The sequence below is a fragment of the Candidatus Paraluminiphilus aquimaris genome, from assembly GCF_026230195.1.
Taxonomy (GTDB): domain Bacteria; phylum Pseudomonadota; class Gammaproteobacteria; order Pseudomonadales; family Halieaceae; genus Luminiphilus; species Luminiphilus aquimaris.
Map to the genome: position 1 here is coordinate 2,697,833 of NZ_CP036501.1, position 26,526 is coordinate 2,724,358.

A 26,526-nucleotide genomic window follows, 5' to 3' on the forward strand; every position below is an offset into this window, starting at 1 on the left:
TGCACTTCTCATCGAGAAACTCCGACAATGACCAAACGAGAACTTATGGACAATGAGCACTATGTCAGCAAGAGACACCGTTACTCCTATCACCCACGACGAGCGTCAGAAACGGCTTAAAGCTTTACAACATAGCTTACCGGCGTTTGCGCTTGACGCAGTTATGATCACACCTGGGGCCAGTATGCGGTACTTGTTTGGCTTGACCTGGCGAGAGACAGAGCGCCTCGTCTGTGCCGTTGTGTCAACAAAACGCGTGGTGTTTGTCTGCCCAAAATTTGAAGACACAGCGCTTCTCGCCGCCCTACCTACACCCCATGACTTCGCCTGGTGGGAGGAGCACGAGGATCCTCGTAGTGTTGTCACAAGTGTTCTTTCAGAAAATAACTGCCAAAGAGTGGGCGTTGATCCTAGCTGTTCCTATGGTCAGGTGTTTGCCTTAGGCAATTTGACAGCGGCAACGCTGACCTCCGCTGGACCTGTTCTTCAGTCATTACGCTCCCAAAAGTCAGCGAGCGAAATTGCGTTGATGCAGGCCGCCAAAACACTCACGTTAGATGTGCATGTTGCAATTTTCGAGTGGATTAAACCAGGCATGCGCATGAGCGAGGTCATTGCTGAGATCGACCGCCTCCATCGCGCAGGCGGTGCTGATAACGGCAGTTTTTTCTGCGCGGTGCAATTTGGTGAGGGAACCTCGCACCCCCACGGTGTACCGGGCGATCCAACCCTCGCCAAGCATGAACTCATTCTCATCGACACGGGGTGCACCATCGATGGGTATCACTCAGATATCACCCGAACCTATGCGCTAGACAAGCAAAGCGAGGACGTAGAAACGCTCTGGCAGCTGGAGAAAGAGGCACAAGCAGCGGCCTTTGACGCAGCGCAAATTGGTCGGCCCTGCGGCGATGTCGATGCGGCGGCAAGATCGGTACTTGAGGCGCATGGATTGGGTCCTGATTATCAACTTCCCGGCCTCCCTCATCGCACAGGTCATGGCATCGGGCTCGAGATCCACGAGGGGCCCTACCTAGTTCGAGGTGATGACACGCCACTTGCTGCGGGCATGTGCTTCTCCAATGAGCCAATGATCGTGGTTCCCCACCATTTTGGTATTCGGCTAGAGGATCACTTCTACATGACCGATACAGGGGCAAAATGGTTTACCGAGCCACAAAAAAGTCTCTATCAGCCGCTATGACCTGACTAAGACAGGTCACTTACATGAGCATATGAGGATTTAATGAAACGCCGAGAGTTTTGCAAAGGCGCGACACTCGCTAGCGCCACACTTCTTGCCCCCACTGCTGCGTCGGCAGTGCTTAACAAGAGCACCTCAGGGATACAGTCTATGAACGATCACATCACCGCCCTCAGTGCATCGAGGTTATCTTCGATGATCCGTGCCCGAGAAGTATCCTGTGTGGAAGTCATGTCGGCTTACCTCGAGCGTATTCACACGTACAACCCAGTCTATAACGCGATCATCAGCTTGGCAGATGAAGGTGGGCTGTTGGCGCAAGCCAATGATGCGGATAAAGCACTGAGCAAAGGGGAATACTGGGGCTGGATGCACGGCATGCCACACGCGGTCAAAGATCTTGCCGATGTCCGTGGCTTCCTTTCAACGTCAGGCTCCCCCCTCCTTGCCAAGAACATAGCGACGAAAGACAGTCTGGCCATTGAACGGATTAGGCAGGCGGGGGCCATCTTTATTGGCAAAACAAATACGCCTGAATTTGGCCTTGGCTCACAGACCTACAACACCGTATTTGGAACCACTCGAAATGCCTACAATCCCTCGCTTTGTGCTGGCGGTAGCAGCGGTGGTGCAGCTGTCGGTCTTGCCGCGCAATTACTCCCCGTCGCCGACGGCAGCGATATGATGGGCTCGTTGCGTAACCCAGCTGCATTCAACAACGTGATTGGCTTTCGACCCACCAAAGGTCGGGTGCCCGGCGCGGACGAAAATTCAAAGCTGTTCTTCGATCAACTCGCAACCGACGGACCTATGGGCCGAGACGTTACTGACACCATCAAGCTACTGACCACCATGGCAGGCTTTGATGCTCGAGAGCCCCTCTCCTTGCAGGACACGCTACCCCGTGCTGAGTCATTTGTACCGACCGCCTTGGAGGACGGTGTCCGCATCGGTTGGATGGGTGACTACGGGGGCTATCTTGCGACGGAGCCGGGTCTACTCGATATCTGCAGAGGTGCACTGCAAGGCGTCGAAACAAAGGGAGCGGTGGTTGAAGACTGCGCCCCCGACTTTGAACTTGAGCGCCTCTGGGATACGTGGCTCACACTGCGACACTTTGCATTTATTGACTCACAATCGCTGCTCAAGGACCCCACCTTAAAATCTCAGCTGAAACCAGAGTTTCAGTGGGAGATTGAGGGCAGTCTGGGAATGAGCGCGGCACAGGTCGTAAAGGCTGATACAGCACGATCCGATTGGTACAGAGCACTCATGGCGCTCTTTGGCGAATATGATTTTTTAGCCCTACCCACTGCGCAGGTATTTCCCTTTGATGCCCAGATGCATTGGCCCTCCAAGATCAATGGGAAGCCCATGGATACCTATCATCGCTGGATGGAGGTCGTAATAGGCGGAACGCTCGCCGGCCTGCCGGTCGTCAACCTACCCGCAGGCTTCGATCAACAGGGGCGACCCATTGGCATTCAAATTTTGGGGCCGACGGGTCGTGATAAAGCGGTGCTCGAATTTGCCCTGGCTTATGAAGCTGTAACGTCATACCTCGAGCAGCATCCTGCCCTTGTCACATCGTTGTAGACCGAATTAAAGCGTTATATCCACACTTTTAGACACGGCACATGCTTTAGCACGTGCCTCATTCACCGTTGCACCGCGCGCAAGTCCTACACCCATACGACGTTTGCCAGCGACCTCAGGCTTACCGAATAGCTTTACCGAGGTATCGGGAGCTGCAAGCGCCGAGGCAAGATTACCGAAGCGCGTTTCTTTTGATTCCCCTTCGACCAAGATCACGCTCGAAGCAGACGGTCCGTGAAAAGCTATATTGGGGATGGGTAGACCCAAAATCGCTCGGGCGTGCAGCGCAAATTCCGATAAATCCTGCGACATTAACGTCACCATACCCGTGTCATGAGGACGCGGTGATACCTCGCTGAAGTAAACCTCATCGCCTTTGATGAAGAGCTCTACGCCAAATAACCCATAACCACCAAGCGCCTCGGTGACCTGCTCAGCGATGTCCCGTGAACGGGATAACGCGAGACCAGACATGGGCTGAGGCTGCCAACTTTCCTGGTAGTCCCCATCCTCCTGACGGTGACCAATCGGTTCACAGAAGCTCACACCGCCTGCGTGTTGAATCGTGAGCAGCGTAATTTCGTAGTCAAAATCCACGAAGCCTTCAACGATCACCTTGCCTGCACCGGCCCTGCCACCGGCCTGTGCGTAGTCCCAAGCGTGATTGATATCAGCCTCAGATCGAACAAGACTTTGCCCCTTACCCGAAGAGCTCATAATCGGTTTAACCACACAAGGAATACCAATTTCAGCAATCGCTGCGTTAAAAGCAGCTCTATCAGCAGCGAACGCATAGGGGGAGGTCGCCAGACCGAGCTCTTCTGCTGCCAATCGACGTATGCCCTCTCGATTCATGGTGAGCTGTGCGGCACGCGCACTCGGTATTACCCGGAAACCCTCCGACTCAAGCTCGACCAAAGTATCTGTGGCGATAGCCTCGATTTCAGGAACGATTAAGTCGGGCTTCTCAGCCTCAACCACTCGCCGCAATTCATCACCATCGAGCATGGAAAACGTATGTGAGCGATCCGCCACCTGCATCGCCGGCGCGTTTTCGTAGCGATCGCAGGCGATCACCTCAACACCCAGTCGCTGCAGCTCGATGACAACTTCCTTGCCCAGCTCTCCCGACCCACAGAAAAGTACCCGCGTGGCGGCTGATGAGAAAGGCGTTCCAATGCTGACCATTTCAATGTCCTTAAGTAACTATGACGAGTAACTCAAGGTTTAACGCAGAATTGAGGTCATCGGTTTGGTCCGAGAGCCTATTTTATGGCTCCGTCCAGCGCCGCAAACAACCAAGCGGCTTAAGTGCAAGCTCACCCAAGGTGTTGATCACACATGGAAAAGCAGAGATCAGCCCCCTTTCAGACCCAACTGATACACTTTTTCAATCCAACGATCTCGAGTCTCTGCTTTTGAGCCCTTAACGGGCGCAAACTGGGTCACCCTGACGGGCTTCACACCACAAAACTCGAGCGTTGTCTTTTTTAACTGGTTAACACTTGGGGCGTTGTACAACCAACGATATAAAATGGCGGGCGTATCCATCGTGGTGACGATACGCGCGGTTTTACCCTCTAAATAGCCGTCCCAGCCCATCCCACCGAGCTTTTCCGCGTTGTAGTCAAACATGATAGAGGGCAAAAATATCCTGTCGATGAAACCCTTTACGAGTGCGGGCAGCCCACCCCACCAAACAGGGTGGAACCAGACCATATGGTTGCAGCCCTTGAGAGCCGCGATCGCATCTACCAAATCGGGTTCAAGATCAATACGTCTTTCATAACCAAACTTGAGATTCGGCTCGAAGCTCAAATTGCGGATCGTAAGTGTGGTCAGATCGAAGCCTGAGGCTTCCGCTCCCTTTTTGTAAGCCGAAAGCAGCGAGGAAGCCAAACGTGCTTCATCGGGGTGAGCGTCGATGAGGAGAATTTTTTTCATTTGAATTCAGGCCCCTTAATTCAATGATACAACTCGACAAGTCATCGCCTGTTGGCGTGAGCAAGCACTTAGATCCGGTCATAGCACACGCTTTGAGCATAGAAAAAAACGATGGCAGGCAACACGAACACACGCATCGCAGAGATCAAAGCCGCGCACTCCAAGGTTCACATCATAGCATCGACCAAATTAGCGTATTGAAATCGTTAACTGCGGAGCGTTTCCAACACCTCTACGGGTAACGCGCTCACCCCATTACGGCTCAAAGTCATGTAGTCTTGAGCACTTAAAATAATAAGTGCTCGCCTACTACGGTAGTTGAGCCGCAACGGTGAGGCTGAGAAAACGTGACGATTGCATCGACTAAAACGCACCATCGAGTGTGCCACCTATGCGAGGCCATGTGTGGTCTTGTAATCAAGACACAAGGCGAAAAAGTAGTTGATATTCGAGGCGACAAAGCGGATCCACTGAGCCGTGGTCACGTCTGCCCAAAGGCTGTGGCCTTACAGGATATTCATGAAGACCCGGACAGACTGAGAAAACCGCTCAAACGCGTTCGATCTGTTGCTGGGGTTTATGAGCATGTGGAAATCGAATGGGACGAGGCACTTGACCTTGTTGCTAGCGCACTCTCGGATACGATCGAGCGACACGGTGTTGATGCGATAGGCGCCTACTTCGGCAATCCGTCTGTGCACAACTATGGCATGCTCACGCACCAACGTAATCTCTTTCGACACATCCGCACTCGCAACCGGTTCTCGGCCACGTCCGTTGACCAATTACCGCATCATCTGGTGTCCATGTGGCTGTACGGTCACATGCTGCTAAGTCCTATCCCTGATATTGATAGGACCCATTATTTTCTGATGCTCGGGGCCAATCCGCTCGCTTCAAATGGCAGCATTTGGACCGTCCCGGACGTTAGAAAACGGATCAAGGATTTAACGGCGCGAGGCGGAAAGCTGGTTGTTATCGACCCCCGTAAAACCGAGACCGCAGAGCTCGCGACCGAACATCACTTCATTCGCCCCGGTACGGACGCGGCGTTTTTACTCGGACTTATTCATGTGCTGTTTAGAGATAACCTCACCGACTTGGGCAAGCTTGCCGGAGTAGTGGATGGCATCGCCGAGATTCGTGACGCCGTGTCGGCCTTGAACCCTGAGTGGGCGGCTGCCGCCACAGGAATCGAGGCGCACGATATCACTCGCATTGCACACGATCTTGCAACAGCTGAGGCAGGCATTTGCTACGGTCGTATGGGAGTGAGTACACAAGCGTATGGGACGCTTTGCCAATGGGCTATCCAGGTCATTAATGTGATTACGGGTAACCTCGATAAACCAGGGGGTAGTTTGTTCACCGCGCCCGCGATGGATCAAGTCATGAACTCCAGTCCCGGTGGGTTTGGGCGCTTTAGGAGCCGCGGTCGAGACCTTCCCGAGTTCAACTATGAACTCCCCTCCGCAGCGCTTGCCGATGAGATTCGAACCCCAGGCAACGGGCAGATAAAATTGATGTTCACAGGGGCTGGTAATCCCGTGTTATCGACACCCAATGGACGTGCCGTAGATGAGGCGCTCGAGCAAGTTGAATTTATGGTTTCTTTGGATCCAGCGCTCAACGAGACTACGCGCCACGCCGATGTCATCTTGCCGCCAACCTCGCCTTTGGAACATGATCATTACGACATTGCCTTTCATAATTTGGCCGTTCGAAATACAGCACGCTACAGCCAGGCTGTTTTCGATAAACCCGAGGGTGCGCTGCACGACTGGGAAATATTTGCTGAGCTCGGTGATCGGCTAGCTGATCGACTGGGTGTCGAATCGACGCCTCGGGTACCCCCGCATAAAATTGTCGATGCGGCGCTAAAAGCTGGGCCCTATGGTAAGGACTCAAGATGGGATCTGAGCATCGATAAGTTGTTAGATAACCCATCAGGCATCGATTTAGGTGAACTGCAGCCATCTTGCCCTGATCGGCTTCAAACAGCTGACAAGCGGATCCCCCTCGCCATTCCCGAGGCCCTTTCTGATATCCGTCGCCTAATCTCAGGCATGGAGATACAGGCGGAGGGATACCGTCTCATTGGTCGTCGCCATGTCAGAGACAATAACTCTTGGATGCACAACCACCGACGCCTGGTTAAAGGACCGGGTCGGTGCAATCTACTAATGCACCCGGAAGATGTAGCAAAAGAGGGCTGGAAAGCTGGCATGACGGTGACGATCAAGAGTCGTGTCGGATCGATTAGCGCAGAACTCATGCCATCAACAGAGGTGATGCCTGGCGTCATCAGTTTACCTCACGGCTACGGCCACGGCTTGAACGGCACGCGGTCCGAGATTGCGAATACCCATGCAGGCGTTAGTTGTAATGACATCACTGACGAGCAATTTTTGGATGAGTTATCAGGGAATGCAGCCGTGAATGGCGTTCCGGTGGAACTTCATGCATGAGGTGCTGGGCAGCGAGTTTCCACGCTAGCCACTGAATTAACTGCAACGAAGGTATCCTCGCGCTGCGCCACATGAAAATCACGGGTGTCGCTCGACAAAAGCGAGCCACCTTGAGTAGCCTTGCCATATCACTCACACATAAAAAAGGAAGTACATTTCATGTTTAGTCACATCATGCTTGGAGCCTCGGATATTGAGGCTTCAAAACAATTTTACGATGCCGCTCTCGGTGCACTGGGTTACGGTCCTGGCGTTATGGATCCAAAGGGTCGCGTTTTTTACATGACGGAGACAGGCATTTTTGCCCTCTCGACGCCGATTGATGGCGACCCTGCAACTGCAGGTAACGGAAGCACAATTGGGTTTGCATCCCCCAGCGTCGAGGCATCTGAAGCCTGGCATGAGGCAGGGCTCGCAAACGGCGGCACGGCGTGTGAGGATCCACCCGGTGTGCGCGACGGTGATATGGGGCCAATTCACCTCGCTTACCTCAGGGATCCTTCGGGCAACAAGATTTGCACGCTGCTAAGAGTTTAACCGGTCACCTCATAGCGTTGTCCGCCCTATTAATGGGCGGACATAGTTTAGCGGAAACAAGCCAACTCCCGATTAACTATGACGTGGTCAAAGACGTAAGTCAGACATGCTCTGCTTGTCATGGCTTACGATATCTCGATCGCGCTCAAGGGTATGACACCAGCGAGGAGTGGTCACATCTGATCACCAGTATGGTATCGCTGCCCCGTCCCCGCCTCTTAGCCATAAGCGAGTACCTTGCCACCCAATATCCGCATAAGCCCAACAAGGCACCACGGCTGATAACGGGCGACACCGATATCGTTATTGATGAATGGGTGACACCGACCCTCGGTCAGCGCACTCGTGACCCAATTGAGGCCCCCGATGGCTCAATTTGGTGGACAGGGATGTGGGCCTCCCTAGTAGGACGCCTAGATCCACGGACAGGTGAAATGCGTGAATATCCACTGCCGAGTTCAGCGCGGCCGCACTCCATCGTCCCAGATGACAATGGCTTCATTTGGTACACCGGCAACAGTAACTCAACAATTGGCCGGCTCGATCCAACAAACGGGCAGATTAGGGAATACACTACCCAAGCGCGCGACCCACACACTGCTGTCTTCCATCCTAACGGAAACCTTTACTTTACAAGCCAGCACTCAAATATGCTGGGGCGCTTAGATCCCTCATCGGGAAAGATCACTGAAATTGAGACCCGCAGAAAGCCCTATGGCATCAAAGTCGGTAACGGGGGCGATCTTTTTATTGCCTTTAACGGCACTAACGCAATAGGTCGGATGACCCCGCAAACGCTCGATATTTCTTACTACGTTGTACCCGACGAGCGCACACGTATTAGAAGATTGGATATCGATAGTAAGGGCGATGTTTGGTTTGTTAACTCGTCGCTAGGAAAAATTGGCAAATTAGAAATAGCCACGGGTGCCGTCACTCAATGGGACTCGCCTAGCGGCCCTCTCTCACACCCTTATTCCATGACCGTGATTGATGACATCGTCTGGTACAACGAGAGTGGAATGCGGCCCGATGCATTAGTGCGCTTCGACCCTACGACAGAGAAATTCCAAAGCTGGGCCGTGCCGTCAGGCATCGGCATCATAAGGCACACGTGGAAAACCCGCGAAGGTGATCTGCTGATCCATCAAAGCAGCTCCAATCGTGTGGGGCGGGTGCGAATTGGGAACTGATAATGAGGCTGATGCACGAGGACGCGTCTTATTGACAGTCAGTCAAATACCGTCAGGGCGGGTCTCGTCATTTGGCCGTATAGCTCAAGCCGCGGGATTCCCGCGAAGAGCACGCTGGGTCGGAAGAATCCTAAGCCAGTTACCCCATAGCACCGACATACCCTGGCATCGTGTCCTGTCACATAACGGTGTCATCACCTGCCCTAAAAAGGAACTTGCGCAGACGCGCCTGCAAAAGGAGGGCATCGACGTCAAGCAATTGAGAGTCAATATGCGCCGATATGCATGGCCGGACTAGTGGTTGCGAAACTGCAGGATCTCTGGCTCTGCCGCGCAGCCAACACCCTCACCACCCTTTACAAATCAGGGCGAATAACCAACTTCCCCACGACTTCTCGATTCTCAAGCATGCGAAACCCGACGAGTGCATCGGCTAAGGCCAATTCGCCGTGCACGTAGGGACGCGTATTGGCTTCCTCCGCCCATTGCCAAATCACATTAAGATTTTCCTCACCTTTCTCAGGGAATCGACGCCCGTACTCCCCAGCCCTCACCCCCACCACGGAGAAGCCCTTTATCAGCGGCATGTTTGAAGGAACCGACGCAATGCGACCACTGGTAAAGCCTATGACAAGAAGGCGGCCATCAAAGTTAATGCAACGGATACTTTCATCAAAAACATCGCCTCCTACGGGGTCATAGATCACATCCGCCCCTCGTCCATCAGTGAGGGCTTTGACCTCCTCTCGAAACCCACCTTCGGTACTCATCACATAGTCGGCACCCTGGGCCTCTATCCGAGCAAGCTTTTCATCACTGCCACTTGTCGCAATGACACGCGCACCCAAGCGCTTGCCAATATCAACCGCTGCCATGCCCACACCACCACTTGCACCGTGCACCAGCAGCGTCTCTCCAGCCTGTAAATTACCGCGTCGAACCAATGCGACATAGGCGGTCAAATAAGCCACCTGATAAGACGCCGCCTCAGAAAAACTCATGTTTTCCGGCTTTTTCCGAAGCTCCTTTGCACAGACACAAACATATTGCGATAAGCCCCCGTGGCGCATTCCTGCAACCACAGCCTCACCGACGGCAAAGCCTTTTACGCCCTCTCCGATCGCATCGATCTCACCTGCGGTATCCATTCCTGGCGTGAACGGCGGGTCGAGCTTTAGCTGGTATTTTCCCTGACACAGCAAGAGATCTGGGAAATTAAGACTCGCAGCTCTGATTCGGATCCTGACCTCACCCGGCGCCGGTTCAGGGACAGGTAAATCAATGACTGCGACACCTGAAAAATCTTCGGAGAGTTCACGACAGACTAGCGCGCGCATAGGACCTCCTTACAATGCTTTGGCGAGGCTCGACAGCCCCTGAACAGACGTTAATATCATGCTCGGGCCAAATGCGCTTCCAATAACCGGAGGCCCTCGCCCAACGAATGGGCTGCCTCATCAAGTGTATCTGGGTTTAGGGATAGCCCATTAGCCAGTTGCTTCTCGATCTCACTCATCTGATCACTTAACGCTAATAAGCCTAGCGCTTTGCTGCTACTTTTTAACGTATGTGCTGCACGTGCTCCATCCTCCAAGCCGTTATCAACCAACGTCTGTTGTAATGTCGCCATATTCGCTCGTCCCTCGTTACTCAAACTAGTGAAAAGGCTTTGAACGACCTCTTCACCGAGAAGGTCCAGCATTTCATTGCTGTAACTCGGCTCAAACAGTGGGAATGGCGCCTCTATTATCGGACTGCCAACCTCAACCGTAACCATTTCACTGTCAAATAAACGAGCGAACTCATCGGCAATTGCATCGCGCTTAAAAGGTTTCGTGATGAAGTCCACCATGCCGCTTGCAAACGCTTTTTGCTTTTCCTCTTCTTGAGAATACGCACTGAGTGCCAAGAGCTTTGTATCAGCGCACTGTGGCAGTTTGCTCAAGCGCTCAGCCACTTCGTATCCCGTCATATCGGGGAGATTAATATCCAGTAGCGCCACATCAAACGGTTCAGGGGCTTGCTTTACCACCTCAATAGCCTCGCCCCCGGACATGGCAGTTGCCACTTTGAAGCCTAAGCTTCGAAGTAATTGCGCGTTGAGACTCAAGTTTGTCACAGAGTCATCCAACAGCAACAATCGCTTGTCGAAGGACAAGTTTGTCGCGACCTGCGCAGACTGACTGAGCTTATCAACGCCCGCGCAAGGTGTGAGAGGTAAAACGACGGTAAAGAGTGCACCGCCCCATCGAGACTCACCAACGGAGATCGTACCGCCCATCGTCTTGACATGCGACTCACTCATGCTCAGCCCCAAGCCTGTCCCAACCTGACCTTTGGTTGCAATACTCACCCCGGTTTCAAAGGGTGAGAAGACCTGTCGGCGTAAGCTTTCAGGAACGCCAGGGCCTGAGTCAGATACTTGAAAGATGACCTGATGCAGCGCCTCCTTAGAGCTTGGCGTAAGTCCCACGTCTAACTCAATCGAGCCCTGGTGAGTGAACTTCACAGCATTACTCAGGAGATTGATAAGAACTTCTTTCAACAATAAGTCGGAGCACCAGTATTGAGCTTGCACATCATCGCTGATAGAAACCTCAAGTGTGAGTCCCTTCTCAGTGGCACTTGCCAAAAATAGTTTGCGCAGGGACTTACCTAGGTGCCGTAAATCGGTTGCGACAGTGAATTGTTCAGGGCGACTATCTTGGGTAGCGGCATCTCCTAGCGCAAAGTTAATCACCTCAGTAGCTCGATCCATGCTGGCCTCGGCCATCGATAAAAGATCGAGAGTTCCCGGGTCACGTATTTTGTCAGCCAGCAAAGTGAGTGCACTGCTGACGCCCATTAGCGGTGTTCGCACCTCGTGACTGACACGATTGAAAAACTGCTGGCGAACTTCACCTTGTCCCTCAACCTCAGTCTTTGCTTGCTCTAGGTTATCGTTGAGCATCTGCAGATCTTCGAGCATCTTCTGTTGCGAGGAGAGCAGCAGCAACTGATCCATTTGAGAGTCATGGACCGGAAACTCATCAAATCGAGGCTCTGAATTGGGGTATCGCTCCCTCATCCAAGCCAACCAAGGTATGCCGACGAAGCATATGCTCCCATCGTCTCGGTCAGACCGGATTATCTGACCTCGAACTGCGAGCTCCATCTGATCATTATGGGCGAGGAATAACCGGCCCTCAGTGGCCAGGGTGTCTTTGGGGCCTCCTTGAAATCGCGCTGGTCGCTTGAACTCGAAATCATCAAAGAATCGAAAGTTGTGCTGCTCAAGTCTCTCGACACGCTCTTGCACCAAAGCGGAAACGCGCCGCGTAGCACCCCCCTCATCGATCTCGATCAGGACGGTAAATAAATCCGAAAGCAAATCCCACTGACGCATGAAGCGGCTTAACGTTCCATCAGTAAACTGAACTTTGTATGGGTGCCTGCATCGACCGACAGGTCCTCAATTGCCTCGATTGACATGGGCTCATTGAAGCGCTCACTCAGAGCAACTAATAAACCTGAAACAAAGCTATTCAGCCCCTCTCTGTGGCTTATGTACTCGACTTCCATTCTGTTTTTCTCGAGCTCGCTCACGCGAAACTCTGGGGGCTGGTACTCGAGAAAGGTTGTGCTGATGCGGTCGTGTAATTCATTTAGGTTCTCGAGAAACTCGAGCATGGTGCTACCGGTAGAGCGCACCAAGGCATCGTAATCACGCGCCAAGGTATGATTTACCCAATGCTTGCCAAAAGCATGAAGCGCGGTATCCACATCGACCCCGAGCGCGTCGGAGGACGCAACGGCCAACCGGAACGTAATTTCATCGTCGTAACTGCGCATAGCGAGAAAGCTGTCACTGGGAACACCCGCCTTCGCAAGAACCTGCGCCCAAATAGCCTCACCGTGGCCCTCTGTCACCATGTCACGTAACGATTTGTTGATAACGCCATACATGAGTAACCCTCCTTAGGTTGAATTAGCAGAAGACGTGTCTTTACTAACCATCCTTCCACGCTTGGACTTTTCTGTAGATTGTGGAAGGTGCGACCTCCAATAAAATAGCGGCTCGATTGATATTTCCATCGCTGACCTCGATCGCATTCTGAATCGCCTCTTTTTCGACCAGCCAAAGTGGCCTAATTTCACCGGCGGGGGTGTCCAACGACTCAGGGGCAATGACTTCGGCACTTATGACCTCTGACTGACTATCAAATTGTGCGATCGCCTCATCAATAATATGGGTTCCTATCTCCGACCCAATCATCATCGTGGCAATCCATCGCAACATATTTTCCAACTGCCGAACATTGCCAGGCCACGCGTAGCTTAAAAGGCGTGCCTTAGCATCACCCGACAAAGGCTCAAGTGACCTTCCCGTCTCGACTGCAAGTCGATCCAACATGATTGAGGCGAGCTCAGGCACATCGCTCAAGCGCTCCCGTAAAGGTGGCAATCGAATGGGCAACACTTGCAGGCGGTAATATAAATCCTCTCGTAACCGCCCTGCTCTCACTTCCTCTAATAAATCCCTATTCGACGATGCGATGATCCGCACATCGGCGGACGCCTCCGCGCCCGCGCCTAGCGACCGGAAAACACCACTCTCGATAAATCTCAATAGCAAGGACTGAGCCGCGTAATCGAGCTCAGCGACCTCATCTAAAAATAAACTGCCACCTTCTGCACGCGACACCAGCCCCCGATGAACCCAACCCGTACCACCCTCACGCGCGTCTTCACCAAAAAATTCTCGCTCAAAGTTTGCGACCGAAATTGCAGCACAATCGACGACGATAAAGGGATCTGGAGCCCGAGCTGATAGATCATGAACTGCACGCGCGGTAAGCTCCTTTCCTGTGCCACTCTCGCCCAGAATAAGTACCGTCCCGTCAGCCGCTGCAATCCGTTCAACTGCATCATAAACTGCCCGCATTGGCGGCGACGACCCTATAAGACCGCCCAGCTGATCGCGAACTTGGGACAAAACGTCGATTTGATCATTGAGCTCTTTGCGCCGCATAGCGTTTTGAACGGTTACCCGTAAGCGAATCGAGTCAAAAGGCTTTGCCAGAAAGTCAGTTGCGCCACTATCGAGCGCGCGCTGGGCCCATTCGGTACCGTGTCCGGTCATAACAACCGTAACAGGCATCGGTTTAAGCGCCGCCGCGGGTGCGAGCAAATCGAGCCCATTACCGTCGGGCAATTCGATGTCAAGTAAGATAAAGTCTGGCGTCAAACCTTCTAAGCTTGATACGGCGTCATCGAGCGTTGTGGCTATATGAATATCCAAGCCAAGCCCACCTAAATAGGCCTCATAAATAGCACAGAGGGTTGCGCTATCCTCAACAATTAGTGCTTTCATTTGCCCCCTCTGCCATCAACGCCCATCAATCTTTCATCGTCTCGAAAATATGATCCATGGCTTTATCCGCGCGCTCAAACGCTCTCAAGACATCAGGCCTGAAATGTTCTGGCGCCGTTCGACCATCCCCTTCTAGGATAACCTGCATTGCTTGCTCATGGGTCATAGCTGCTTTGTAAGGCCGCTCTGATCTTAACGCATCATAAACATCGACAAGCGACGTTATCGAGGCTTCAATCGGAATTTCATTACCGGTTAAACCTCGGGGGTATCCACCTCCATTCCAACGCTCGTGGTGATTCAGAGCGATGCGTGCGGCCATCGCCATCACAGGATAATCTGACATTGAAAGAACCTCATGCCCGTATATGGGATGCTGCCGCATCACCGTAAACTCCTCGTCAGTCAAAGGTCCGTTCTTCAGCAAAATGGCATCGGGCGTTGCCACTTTACCCACATCATGGAGTGGCGCAGCCATCCTCAGCATATCGCACTGTTCCTTATTCCAACCGAGCTCAGCGGCCAAACTTGCTGCATAAGCACCTATGCGCAGAATGTGAGCGCCCGTTTCAGGATCTTTGTATTCGGCCGCTCTAGCGAGACAGGCCAGGGACTCAGAGTAGGCCTTTTTTATATCGCGATTTAGTGAGCTTATTTCAACTGCGTTAGCCGCCAGCTCCGCTTCTCGCGCTTGCTCGTTGAGCAGTTTAAAGCGCTCTGAAACCACGTACTCCCGAGAATCAATAAGAATATCCTCTAAAAGATCGAGATCCATGGGCTTGAGCATGAATTCAGAGGCGCCCAATCGCATCGCTTCAATAACTGCTCGTGTGTCGCCATTACCTGTCATAAAGACGAATCGCCGGATACGATTTTTAGTATCACTATCCCGGGCGATGCGCTCCAACAACTCAAGCCCAGTCATTCCCGGCATCGTCAAGTCGGACAAGATGATGTGGACGTCGGGGTCTTCCTTAAACACCGAGAGGGCTTCCTGTCCGTTAGCGGCCAAAAGGCACTCAAATCCCAGCTCTTGAGCAAAATCCTGCAACTCGCACCGGATATCAGGCTCATCGTCCACAACAAGTAACTTTAATGCGCTCATATTTTTGACCCGACCTCATGCTCTTCATCACCCATAACGAGCGGCAGTCGAATGGAAATCTTAGCACCACCACCGACGTTTTCAGCCCAGATATTACCCTGCATATCCTGAACAATCCCGTAGCTGATCGACCCCCCCAGGCCTGTGCCTTTGCCGACTGGCTTAGTTGTGTAAAAAGGCTCAAATATATGCGGGAGCGCATCTGCAGGAATACCACCACCACTGTCCTGAATTGCCACGATCACATGCCCTTCGTCCAGCGTCTGGTCGATCACTATGGTGCCACTCGTCCCGTTGGCGAGAATGGCGTCTCGGGCATTGTTAATCATGTTGATTAATACTTGCTCAAATTGAATCGTATTCCCCAAAACCCGTGCCGTGGTCTCAATATCCGCGGACAGTAATATCCCCTTAGCCGCCATGGGCTCACGGACTAAGTCTGACGCAGCAGCGATGGAGGATGACACATCAAAAGGAGCGAAGTCCTCACCTGCCACCCGACCAAAAGCGCGCATGTGATCAATAATGGTGGCCGCTCGATCGACAGCAGCGTCGATTCGTTGAATTCTACTCATCATCGATTCGCTACTCGCTCGGCCCTTTGCCAAGCTATTACTCATGTTATTTGCAGCAAGCTTTATAATATTGAGCGGTTGATTTAACTCGTGTGCCATACCCGTGGACATTTCACCAAGTGTTGCCAGTTTGGCCGTTTGGAGCAGCTGCGAGTCCATCGCCTTTTGTTTAGTAAGGTCGTTAACCAACAACCAGAAACCTGAGTCGCTACCCTGGTTGTCTTTTCGGCTTGTTATGGCGAGCAGGAGATTTTTCTGCGGCTGGCCCTCCAACGCCAATGCATACTCATCGATAACTTCCCCTCGCTCGAATAAATATTCCGCACGCTGTCGAAGTCTGAAGGAGGCCTCGGCGCTATCCCCCGTTATTAAGGACATCGCCTCATTTCGAAAACGTAGCCCGTAATCCGCATCAATTTCCATCACGCCAAGAGGCAGTGAACTCAACAGCGCCTCGTAACCAACGACCGCTGATCGCAACTGATGATCCGCCGTCGCGACCTCTTTAGAGAACCAAACAATCGTCTCCTGAAGCCTATTGAGCTCGGACGAGATCGCTTTTGACTCAATCTCTATTGGTTCGATGGGGCTTTGAGATTCTGCTAGTCGCTCATGCATGATCTTGAGCTCCTCCAAACCCTCAAGCAGACGGTTGACTGGCTTTATCAGGCGACCTACCAAGCGCATAGTCAGGACTGAGGTAAATAGGAGGCTCAGCGTAAAAAAGAGCGCCATGGTCATGGTAGCTCTAAAGAAGACCTGTAGCCGAGGCCAAACCTTGAGATCCAGGACCAGCACTTCGCTGCTTGGTAATTGCTGCGCGAACTGCGCGGCTAATTGCGGTGATAGGGGCACAGATAACATGGTTTCGCGGTTGAGCGCGCCTAATCGCGATAGGGCGCCATCGTTAGTGGACACGCTATTCCACAATATGCCGCCCATCCAGCTTGGATCAATAATTTGCGTAGCCGCAACACCAAGATTACCCTCCATCAAATCTGACGCGCTGACTTTTCTAATGCCAATATCCGCTACCTGAGTCTCAATAAAACTGTTGCCACTCAGGGCTGCGGTATCGACAACGAAGAGTATTTGATCACCTAAAACGTCCGAGTACACCGGCAGACTTTCACCACCAAAGTCGAGAAAAAGAGGGGATTTCAGGCGAGCAAAACCGGCACCCATACTCGCTCGATAAACAAATTTTGCCAGGTGCTTATCGACCAGAGATATCAAGGGTTCAGCGGCCGCGCCTCTTACATTCCCTATGACTCGAGGCGACGCCATAGCACTAGATTCAGCCTTCACATCTATCCCGAGGAATATATATCGCTCACCCAAATACATCCAGGGAGCGGGCTGGTCGCCGAAACGACTCCCCGCTGAGCGCACTTCCAGCTCCGACCGATGAAGTTCATTACTAAGCTGGCGTTGAGCTGTTTGGTCTACTAAATCTCGCGTGGTGGTCGTCAACACGGCCTCCCAACGCCCTGACCAGATTTGAAGAAAAACAAAAAATATCACGGTAACTAAGACCGATATAAACACCGTTCCTAATGAGCGTATGGAGGCGCGATCAGCCACTTCATGACGCGCCATACGCTGAAAATAACCCGAAAATATGATGGTAGATAACGCCCAAATGAGCTCAGCAATGACAAGGGAGAAAACAGTAGAAAAGACAAACGTCGCTGCGTGCGCGGCCGCGAGCAACGTAGTCTCTTCCCTTAAAAATGCCAGCATTGACGTATAAAACGGAAAGCAGGCGAGCAAAATAGTGGAGAACCCCAGTACTAACCGATGCTCTGCTCTACCCGTATTCGCAAAGCTATCGAGCGCTAAAACCAGAACGATGAAGCTGGCCGCTTCCACGTAAACTCCGATCGGCAAATCGCCCACAAGGAAGACTAAGACAAGCCCCAGAGAAGCGACGAGACTGAGTCGGACCCCACTGACATACCGGATCAATAAAAATGCAGGTAATTGATAGATCCCCAAGTCTAGAAAGCCCAACTTCAGGGGTAGTGCTAGGAAAATTGCCGCGCCAGTCAATACGCATAGCACTGCGACGACACTTGTTCTCGCCGTGCTCATATTCATGCCCCGGACAAAGGAAGCTCGATAACTATTTCGAGCTCTCCCCTCTCAATGTCGTTAATCACGGTCAGGTCGCCAGACATTTGTTTAATGAGGTCTCTGCTATGGGTTAACCCCAGCCCATGGTGACCTTGCGCCGCCCTTGTCGTGTAAAACGGATCTAGAAGGTAGCGGTCGTCCCCGCGAGGGGCACCGCCACCATTGTCTTTGATACTGATCCGTGCAATACCGTCTTCATCTGACGATGCACTAATAGCGATACGCGCTGACGCGGGTGTACTCTCCCGTATTGCCTCCAATGCATTATCACTAAGCTTCTCAAGCACCACCAGTAAACCGCCAGCGTTACCCGTCGTCAGCACAGGCTCTTGTGCAAGCCTCACCTCTATCGCCACCTTCAGGTCTAAATCCAACAATTTGGGCTCGAAAACACTGGCAAAGTGCGACACTAATTCCGTTAGATTAATCTCCGAGTTTTCCGATTCGTAGGCCCGAGATCCAACCCACTTGATGCTCGCCATCAGGGCCGCATGCTGACGCGCAATCTCCGTTTCAACCGGTTTAGCCGCCGACGCAGTGAGCCAATGAAGCGATGAGGAGAGCTCGGTCAGTAAGCGTAATTCAGTACCGGACGGCGTATTGCCACCGTCTTCAGTTAGCTGCCCCTCGGATAAGCTCCCCTTCGGTACGGACCTGGCATACGTGTCCGACGTAACCATGACCAATACGCGGTTAACACCCAGCATGGACTCTATCTGAGGGCTTAACTGTAATTGCGAGGAGATTATCCGACCCCCTTTTAACCTAAGCTCACAGTGAAGCTCATCGGGCCTACCGCCGCGCCTTGCTGTTTGAAACGCATCATCAAAACTAATCTTAGACCGGCCGTCCAAATATACTTCGCTAAAAATCGTTCGACTAGACTGGGATCTTGCTACACCGGTCAGCGTTACCATCCGCTTGTTCCACGTCCGAATCGCGCCACTCGCGTCCAAAATAAAAGCTGGCCGTTCCGCTAGTTCGACCAACTTTTGAAATTGCGCTTCCAAAGCATCGGAGGTCTTCGACATCTCGGACGCATTTTGCCCTCGACTCCTCAAGCTTCCCCGATATTCGTTAACAACTGACTCAAAAGCTTCCTGTAAAAATCTCAGCTCAGAAACAGCTGCGGAAAACTCCGTAGGCTTTTGCTCACCGCCCCTCACCAAATGCCTTATGTTGCCGGTTAAGGACTCTAGGGGCGATATCAAGTGGCGACTGATGAGAGTAAACGCCAAAAACAGGCTAAGAATAAGGAGCGAAATGGCAGAGGTTGGAACGACGCTGTCACGAAAACCACGAAGCTGATCCACCTCGTTGGAAGCATTCGCTAATGCCTGATCAGCCGCCCGCAAGAATTGCTCCCACGACTCTGATATCCGAAAAGCAACCAGGTCGGAGCGATCGATTTCTGTGGCGGCAGAAACAGCCGAAAGATAAAAGGCGTACTCGGACTGGCAGCAATCTAGAGGCAAGGAACGCTTTAACAAGATATCGAGGTGACTATCAGGGAGCTGCTCATTAAGAGCGAGGATCTGTGAAAGCTCTTCTTTGTCGCGTGACAGGAGAATAAATTTCTCGCTCGCCTCAACAAGCCTCTGTTGCGCCTGAAAATAATTGAGATTGATGGACATCACGACGAGTGTCGCTATCAAATACAAGCCGCCCATGATCAAAAGAATTCTAAGAAACAAAGACTTCAAGTTCATGAGTGATTCCTCAGACGCTGACCAACATAAACCCCTTTACGTCTCCCCGCTTGATGGGAGACATGCCTGAGTAACGAGGTGTATTTATGATCCCAAGGAATTGTGCAACCGGTCATAGATTCCCTCAAAGTCGACATCTACCCCCTCCGTGGGGACATTAGGGCACTCCGCGTAAGGAGCGCTCAACGAGGGATCCCATTGCCAATCCGCAGCATCCGGACGTGTCATAGAAACGCCGAACGCGGAGAGAAGCGAGCCCGCCTCTGCCAGTGCTGTGGCACGGGCACTAATAAGGCCTATTTCGGCACGAATCAGGGCACGCTGAGTGTCGAATAACTCGTTCTGGCTATCCAGCAAATCAAGCAGGCTTCGACTTCCCAAATCAAACTCGTCTTCATAAGCAATACGGGCGAGACGCTGTGAGGCTAACTGAGCACTGAGAAACTCAATTTGTCGCTCTAATACCTGCGCGTCATTGTAAGCTACCAATACCTCTCGGCGCGTATCCCAGCAGGCTTGCTTTCTCGCTTCCATCGCCGCGTAGTAACGTTGATTGCGCTCGCGGCGTTGCGCTTCGTCAGCCCCACCCCGATAAAAATTGAAATTAAAAACCAGCTCGATCGCTTCAGTATCAAAGTCGCCGCGCACATCCTGCAGGTTTGTGGACTGCTCATTGCGATACCGTAAATCTATACGGGGGAAAAAGGGACCTTTCGCCGCGTCCCGCTCAGCACTGACTGCCAACATCTCTTCAGTCGACTGCCGAACGCGAGGGCTGTTGTCCAACGCCCGGCGCAACACTTCAGTCCTCGATCCACCTATCATTTCAGGGGGGAGAACCGGAAACGGGAGTCTGTCGCTAGCAACGCGCTCTCCCGTCAACCGCTGAAGCTCGGCTTTCGTATCGTGTAGATTGGCGGCCTCAGTCAACACGTTAGACTCCGCCAAGGCCAATCGCGCCGTTACCTGTTCGAGGTCAACTCCAGCACTCACACCCCCACTTACACGATCAGAAACGCGACTCTCCACCTGCCGATGCACGTAATAATTTTGGTCCGCAAAGTCCTTCAACCGCTGAAAGAGCGCAACCGACAAATATGCTTTGGTCACCTCAAGCGCCGCGCTTTCTGACGCACGAATATGACCTTGGAGATCACGGCGGGCCTCAAAATCTGCGGCCTTCACGCGATCTAACGTTTGGAATCCATCGAATAGCAGTTGAGTTGCCGTAAAGCGCACATCGCTCTTGTTGTACATGCCAAAATCACTAGTGGGCGTTCTGCGATCCTCCCGCCCCCTGACGGCTTGAACATCGAGCGATGGCTTTAGCTCCCCCTCAACAACCGCCACTCGCTCACGAGATGCCGCAAAGTCGAAGTAGGTTCTCGCCAACGCCGGATTGTTTTCAAGTGCAAGTTCAAGAGCCTGCCCGTAAGTCTGAATGGCCGAAAAAGCTCCACTCGAAAAAGTAAAAAACATAAGCGAGATGATGAGTTTTTTGTTTTGCACAAAGACCCTTAGTAGGCTGGAAAACGAGAATAAAATAGTAGCCCGAGCCCTACTCTGACGCTATGGTTACCGTGGCTAAATTGCGCACTACTAGGTAAGGCTAGAGGCACATATGGGTCAAACTGAGACTCGCGTCCCAAAATGGGTTAAAACCACCGTGAGGTTTAGTCGTGGGGGGGTCCTAGTCCTTGTCACAATTGCCGCTAACGCGCTTTTGAGCGACGAAAGCAGACTCGACTTTGCAACGATTTTGGCCACTCTTTCAACGCAATATGGCCCTCAAGCACAGGCTCGGGGCGTTGCGTGGCAAGAGAATGTAACAGCGCTTGGCGGCCTCACAGTTCAAGAACAACTGGCGGCGGTAAATCAATTTTTTAATCAGCGGGTTCGCTGGAAGACTGATCTTGAAATTTATGGCACGGAAGACTTCTGGGCGACCCCAGCTGAAACGCTTGGGCGTGGGACGGGCGATTGCGAGGACTTTACCATTGCCAAATACGCAACACTACGGCACTTGGGCGTTCCCGCTGAACAACTCAGACTCACGTACGTGCAACTCAAAGTCACAAATACTCGCTCGCAAGCGCACATGGTTCTAGCTTGGTACCCGAGGCCAAATACGACCCCTCTAATTCTTGACAACGCGAATCCAAGAATTTTGCCCGCATCGCAACGAAGGGACCTACAGCCCATATTTAGTTTTAATAGTGAAGAGCTGTGGCTGGGCAGTTCGAGGACCTCAACGAGTGCAACACCCTCGTCTAGGATCTCGCAATGGCGACAAATGATTGCACGGTCAGAAACAGAAGGGATAGTGCTGTAATGAAGGAGAACACAATGTCATTGTTTAGTCGACTAATGCGGTACACGCTGCTTTTGTTAGTGGCGGTACTCGGGTTCACCACCGTCATTGTCAGTCAGTGGACCGTATCGAGCTTTGAAGACAGGCTTATCGTACAGGCTGAAAATTCAGTGGGATCACTCGCTAGAGCATTATCACTGCTAGATCTGAGTGGCGGCGCAGACCTCGATCAATCATGCACGCTCTTAGCCAGCATTCCCGACACGCTCGAGTTTCGGTCTATAGAGCTGCTTGATGAGAACGGCGCTCAACGCTGCATTCAAGTCAATACGCCCACCCCCCCAACAGCGCCAAGCTGGTTCATAAATGCTATCGAGATTGATATCGCCTCCGCTGGGAAATCGGTGACACAACCGGTTCAACAGGACTGGGTTACCTGGGAGTTAACTGGGATTCCCTACGAAGCAAATGCCTATGATGAGCTTTGGACTCTGGCGATTAAAACCTTCTGGGGAGTTCTCGCTCTTTTCGCGGCTGCAAGCATCACTGGATTTTGGGCACTGCAAAGATTACTCGACCCGCTACGCGAAGTTGTAGTTCAAGCAAAGGGCATTGGTGAGCGGCGCTTCACCAAAATTGCGATTCCACAGACCACTGAGTTTGCGGATGTCGCGCGATCTATGAACGAGCTGTCAGAACGCATTCAGACCATGCTGTCGAATGAGGCAGCGCTGCTGAGCGAGAAAAAAGCATCGCATGACGTTGATGAGGTCACTGGTTTACTCAATCGCGAAACGTTTATCGATCACTTTAGTACGCTCCTGAGTCGTGAAAATGAGCAATCTATTGGTTCTGTTGCGCTGATACGTCTATTAAACCTCTCCGAAATGAATCGAGATTACGGTCGTGACCTAATTGACAACCTGCTCCGAGACGTGGGGGATGCGCTTAATCAACTTTCTGAAGATCAATGCTATGGCAGCTATTGCTCAGTAGGTAGGCTCAATGGAGCCGATATCTGTGCCGTAGCGACGAATGAAAGAAATGCCAAAAACCTAGCGGATGCGATGCAACGCAGGGTCAAGGGAGTCTTAGTGACGCACAATATCGACAGCCGGTATACCGTTGCGGCCACGTGTATTGACTACGAATTAGGCGACAACACCGGTGAATTACTGTCGTCAATGGATAGAGCGCTTGCACAATCGGAGCTACAGGCAGGAGTGCCAATTGTTCCAGCTCAGCGCTTCGCGCAAGTCGATCCTACCCGAGCGAATCAGAAATTTTGGCAGGACAACCTAGCTAACGCATTGCAGGACGGCGGGTTAAGTTTGGCGTGGTTCCCAGTGCTCAGGAAAGACGAGTCCATACTCCATCTTGAGGGTATGGCTCGTCTAAGCGTAGACAAAAAAGAATTTAATGCGGGTGATTTTATGCCTTGGGTGTTCCGACTGGGATTAGGTCAAATCTTTGACCGCGCCGTTGTCTCCGAGGCGTTGAAGACCTTGCCATCACACAAACAGCGACTGCATGTAAATCTCTCGGCAGATAGCCTAAAAGGGGCTGAGTTTTCGTTGTGGCTTGCCGAAAAGTTAGAAACTATGTCGGAGGAAGTGGCTCGGTTTGGTATTGAAATCTCGGAGACCGCTATTGTCAGTGCACAACCCTCATTTGAGCGGTTAATGACTGTATTGAAACCTTATGGTTGCGAGCTCGGTATCGAACATATGGGATACAGACCTGAAATCATTGCCTCGCTCGGCGAGTTGGGTCCCTCATATTTAAAAATAGATTCGCTTTATACCCAAGACTTAAGGTCAAACGAGGGAAATAAGGCGGTCGTGACTAGCCTCAGTGGTGTCGCTAAATCCTTAGGAATCGACTGTATTGTCGAGGGCGTCAGCAAGCTAGAGGACCGTGACGCCGCATATGACATGGGTGTCAGAGGCGCCTCGGGAACAGCTATCCACTGAACGCCTTCAGAGAATTTCTTCATCCTCTAATAGGTTTAACGATTCCCGACGTCGCTCTCGCATCTGGGTACGTTGCGTGTACTTTTCCTGCACCACCTCGGGGAGCTCGGTAAACATTATGAGGTTCTTAGAGATTAACAAATCAATCACGTCATCTAAGACACGGATAAATTCGAGGTCCGAGTTCTGAAATAAATTATCGGTGGCGGAAGCTAAAACCTCGTTAATTTCACTTGCGGCACCCTCATCTGCCTTTTCATAGCCATCCATAGGCTCTTGACTGACCGCTATTACACGTCCTGTTGCACCTCGCTTAACGTAGATCATTCCTTCATCTCCAAAAAACGCAGTCTTGAGCCTTAATCCAGGGAATCACTGCTATCACCATCATCGAGCTCAAGCTTCAGACCCTCGTCCAAGGTGATGGAATCTAAATCTGAATTCCGGACCTCGAAACTGGATGGGTCACCCTCCCCATCACTGAGCAATCCTTGTAAATCATCCTCGTCTGATATCAGGTCTCCAATCTCAACCGAACCTGCTTCATCGGGTGCATTTACGGTTTCTAACTCTTCATCGCCTGGATTCAGTAGGAGCAGGGGAGCGTCACCGAACATTTCATAATTAGCATCATCTGTATCGGCGTAATTAAGACTTATATTATCGACAACGATGTCAGCCATCGAATCTGATCGGTCCTGCTCATCTACAAAATGATTAGATTCCAACTCTCGCTCGAGAGGCGCTACATCATCATTGTGACCTTCATCATCAACGCGTTCCCCTTCGACACTTTCATCCGTTTGCTCGTAGCCCTCTTCGCCGTCAATTGGGAGTTCATTTTTCCCCTGCAAAGAATCAACTTCGGGTAAATCATCAAAATCGAGATCAAAGTCGACTTCCTTTTTATCGAACTCGCCACCCTTCTTGTCAGTCCACGCGTCTCCAAACCAGAACTCGTCAATTTGCCCTTGATCCACGAGCGAGCCATCACTTAAGAAAATTCCGCCAGAACCATCTTTATATGAACCAGAGGCAATCGCGTACTCAGTGATTGTGACGTCAGTACCGTACTCCTCCAACAGGTACGCCTCCAGCGTTGCGTACAGTGCTTCTGGTACCGATGGATCTAACTCGCTTCCCTCCCATTTATCGACCTTGATGATTAACTCATTACCGTCTCCATCAGTCGCCAGGAATACAACATGATCGATCTTCTCGGTTAACAAGCTGCCGTTAGAATCCTCAGAATCATCATCTGAATCGGGCTGATCGTCGTCGTCGTCATCCGAATCGGGCTGATCATCATCGTCATCATCTGAATCGGGCTGATCGTCGTCGTCATCATCTGAATCGGGCTGATCATCGTCGTCATCATCTGAATCCGGCTGGTCATCGTCGTCATCATCCGAATCGGGCTGATCATCATCGTCATCATCCGAATCCGGCTGGTCATCGTCGTCATCATCCGAATCGGGCTGATCATCCTCGTCATCATCCGAATCGGGCTGATCATCATCGTCATCATCCGAATCGGGCTGATCATCATCGTCATCATCCGAATCGGGCTGATCATCATCGTCATCATCTGAATCAGGCTCGGGCTCAGGTTCAGGTTCAGGCTCCGGTTCCGGCTCAGGCTCAGGCTCAGGCTCCGGTTCAGGTTCAGGTTCAGGTTCAGGTTCAGGTTCAGGCTCCGGCTCGGGCTCGGGCTCTGGCTCGGGCTCCGGCTCGGGCTCCGGTTCAGGTTCTGGTTCCGGCTCGGGCTCTGGCTCAGGCTCAGGCTCCGGTTCAGGTTCAGGTTCAGGCTCCGGCTCGGGCTCTGGCTCGGGCTCGGGCTCCGGCTCAGGTTCCGGCTCGGGCTCTGGCTCGGGCTCCGGCTCCGGCTCCGGCTCCGGCTCCGGCTCCGGCTCCGGTTCGGGCTCCGGTTCAGGCTCAGGTTCGGGCTCGGGCTCGGGCTCGGGCTCGGGCTCAGGTTCGGGCTCCGGTTCAGGCTCTGGCTCTGGCTCGGGTTCCGGTTCAGGCTCCGGCTCAGGCTCAGGCTCAGGCTCAGGTTCCGGCTCCGGTTCAGGTTCAGGCTCAGGTTCAGGCTCAGGCTCCGGTTCTGGCTCGGGCTCGGGCTCGGGCTCCGGTTCAGGCTCAGGCTCAGGTTCCGGCTCAGGTTCAGGCTCCGGCTCAGGTTCTGGCTCGGGCTCCGGTTCAGGTTCTGGTTCCGGCTCGGGCTCTGGCTCTGGCTCAGGTTCGGGTTCCGGTTCAGGCTCGGGCTCGGGCTCGGGCTCGGGCTCCGGTTCAGGCTCAGGCTCAGGCTCTGGTTCTGGCTCTGGTTCTGGCTCCGGTTCAGGCTCGGGTTCGGGCTCGGGTTCCGGCTCTGGCTCGGGCTCGGGTTCCGGCTCGGGTTCGGGTTCGGGTTCAGGTTCCGGCT

Annotated in this window: 20 protein-coding genes; 8 read left to right on the forward strand and 12 right to left on the reverse strand. The window is 52.4% G+C overall.

Annotated elements, in window-relative coordinates; translation table 11 throughout:
* Positions 1-52 precede the first annotated feature (52 nt).
* Both E0F26_RS12395 and E0F26_RS12400 read left to right on the forward strand, forming a co-directional pair.
* Complete coding sequence (locus E0F26_RS12395) at positions 53-1,204, forward strand: M24 family metallopeptidase (RefSeq protein ID WP_279241973.1); 1,152 nt, start codon at positions 53-55, stop codon at positions 1,202-1,204.
* Positions 1,205-1,354: 150 nt separating this feature from the next.
* Positions 1,355-2,800, forward strand: coding sequence for an amidase (locus tag E0F26_RS12400; RefSeq protein WP_279241974.1), 1,446 nt, complete (start codon positions 1,355-1,357; stop codon positions 2,798-2,800).
* 6 nt (positions 2,801-2,806) lie between these two features.
* Here the strand turns inward: E0F26_RS12400 and purT are convergent, their stop codons facing one another.
* Together purT and E0F26_RS12410 are read right to left on the reverse strand one after the other, a co-directional pair.
* Positions 2,807-3,988, reverse strand: coding sequence for a formate-dependent phosphoribosylglycinamide formyltransferase (purT, locus tag E0F26_RS12405; RefSeq protein ID WP_279241975.1), 1,182 nt, complete (start codon positions 3,986-3,988; stop codon positions 2,807-2,809).
* Positions 3,989-4,156: 168 nt separating this feature from the next.
* Entirely contained in the window at positions 4,157-4,744 is a 588-nt protein-coding gene (locus E0F26_RS12410; RefSeq protein WP_279241976.1) for an NAD(P)H-dependent oxidoreductase, read from the reverse strand.
* 347 nt (positions 4,745-5,091) lie between these two features.
* On the opposite strand from E0F26_RS12410, the gene E0F26_RS12415 reads away from it, so the two are divergent.
* From E0F26_RS12415 to E0F26_RS12430, 4 genes are all read left to right on the forward strand, one after another.
* Positions 5,092-7,212: a molybdopterin-dependent oxidoreductase gene (locus tag E0F26_RS12415; RefSeq protein WP_279241977.1), complete on the forward strand. Its 2,121-nt coding sequence runs from the start codon at positions 5,092-5,094 to the stop codon at positions 7,210-7,212.
* A gap of 159 nt (positions 7,213-7,371) precedes the next feature.
* Complete coding sequence (locus tag E0F26_RS12420; protein ID WP_279241978.1) at positions 7,372-7,749, forward strand: VOC family protein; 378 nt, start codon at positions 7,372-7,374, stop codon at positions 7,747-7,749.
* The gene (locus E0F26_RS12425; protein WP_279241979.1) at positions 7,728-8,942 is read left to right on the forward strand and encodes a Vgb family protein; all 1,215 of its coding nucleotides are present in this window, start codon (positions 7,728-7,730) and stop codon (positions 8,940-8,942) included. Before E0F26_RS12420 ends, E0F26_RS12425 begins: the two co-directional genes overlap by 22 nt.
* Positions 8,932-9,240: an MGMT family protein gene (locus E0F26_RS12430; protein WP_279241980.1), complete on the forward strand. Its 309-nt coding sequence runs from the start codon at positions 8,932-8,934 to the stop codon at positions 9,238-9,240. Before E0F26_RS12425 ends, E0F26_RS12430 begins: the two co-directional genes overlap by 11 nt.
* 58 nt (positions 9,241-9,298) lie before the next feature.
* Here E0F26_RS12430 and E0F26_RS12435 read toward each other — a convergent pair whose 3' ends face one another.
* From E0F26_RS12435 to E0F26_RS12470, 8 genes are all read right to left on the reverse strand, one after another.
* Positions 9,299-10,279, reverse strand: a complete 981-nt coding sequence (locus E0F26_RS12435) for an NADPH:quinone oxidoreductase family protein (RefSeq protein WP_279241981.1) — start codon at positions 10,277-10,279, stop codon at positions 9,299-9,301.
* Positions 10,280-10,335: 56 nt separating this feature from the next.
* Positions 10,336-12,327, reverse strand: coding sequence for a response regulator (locus E0F26_RS12440; protein ID WP_279241982.1), 1,992 nt, complete (start codon positions 12,325-12,327; stop codon positions 10,336-10,338).
* 8 nt (positions 12,328-12,335) lie between these two features.
* A complete protein-coding gene (locus E0F26_RS12445; protein ID WP_279241983.1) occupies positions 12,336-12,887 on the reverse strand; it encodes a heme NO-binding domain-containing protein in 552 nt (183 codons plus the stop codon).
* A 43-nt stretch (positions 12,888-12,930) separates the two neighbouring features.
* Positions 12,931-14,295, reverse strand: coding sequence for a sigma-54-dependent transcriptional regulator (locus E0F26_RS12450; RefSeq protein WP_279241984.1), 1,365 nt, complete (start codon positions 14,293-14,295; stop codon positions 12,931-12,933).
* A 25-nt stretch (positions 14,296-14,320) separates the two neighbouring features.
* Positions 14,321-15,400: an HD domain-containing phosphohydrolase gene (locus tag E0F26_RS12455; RefSeq protein ID WP_279241985.1), complete on the reverse strand. Its 1,080-nt coding sequence runs from the start codon at positions 15,398-15,400 to the stop codon at positions 14,321-14,323.
* On the reverse strand, positions 15,397-18,069 hold the full coding sequence (locus tag E0F26_RS12460) for a sensor histidine kinase (RefSeq protein WP_279241986.1): 2,673 nt from the start codon (positions 18,067-18,069) through the stop codon (positions 15,397-15,399). The genes E0F26_RS12455 and E0F26_RS12460 overlap by 4 nt, the downstream gene beginning before the upstream one ends.
* Before the next feature lie 2 nt (positions 18,070-18,071).
* On the reverse strand, positions 18,072-19,820 hold the full coding sequence (locus E0F26_RS12465) for an ATP-binding protein (protein WP_279241987.1): 1,749 nt from the start codon (positions 19,818-19,820) through the stop codon (positions 18,072-18,074).
* An 84-nt stretch (positions 19,821-19,904) separates the two neighbouring features.
* A complete protein-coding gene (locus E0F26_RS12470) occupies positions 19,905-21,329 on the reverse strand; it encodes a TolC family protein (protein WP_279241988.1) in 1,425 nt (474 codons plus the stop codon).
* A 112-nt stretch (positions 21,330-21,441) separates the two neighbouring features.
* Between E0F26_RS12470 and E0F26_RS12475 the strand changes: the two genes are divergently transcribed.
* Both E0F26_RS12475 and E0F26_RS12480 read left to right on the forward strand, forming a co-directional pair.
* Positions 21,442-22,152, forward strand: a complete 711-nt coding sequence (locus E0F26_RS12475; RefSeq protein WP_279241989.1) for a transglutaminase-like cysteine peptidase — start codon at positions 21,442-21,444, stop codon at positions 22,150-22,152.
* A 14-nt stretch (positions 22,153-22,166) separates the two neighbouring features.
* Positions 22,167-24,104, forward strand: a complete 1,938-nt coding sequence (locus tag E0F26_RS12480; RefSeq protein WP_279241990.1) for a bifunctional diguanylate cyclase/phosphodiesterase — start codon at positions 22,167-22,169, stop codon at positions 24,102-24,104.
* A 6-nt stretch (positions 24,105-24,110) separates the two neighbouring features.
* Here the strand turns inward: E0F26_RS12480 and E0F26_RS12485 are convergent, their stop codons facing one another.
* A complete protein-coding gene (locus tag E0F26_RS12485; RefSeq protein WP_279241991.1) occupies positions 24,111-24,431 on the reverse strand; it encodes a hypothetical protein in 321 nt (106 codons plus the stop codon).
* 32 nt (positions 24,432-24,463) lie between these two features.
* The coding region (locus E0F26_RS12490) for a hypothetical protein (protein ID WP_279241992.1) at positions 24,464-26,526 on the reverse strand (2,063 nt) is incomplete at its 5' end.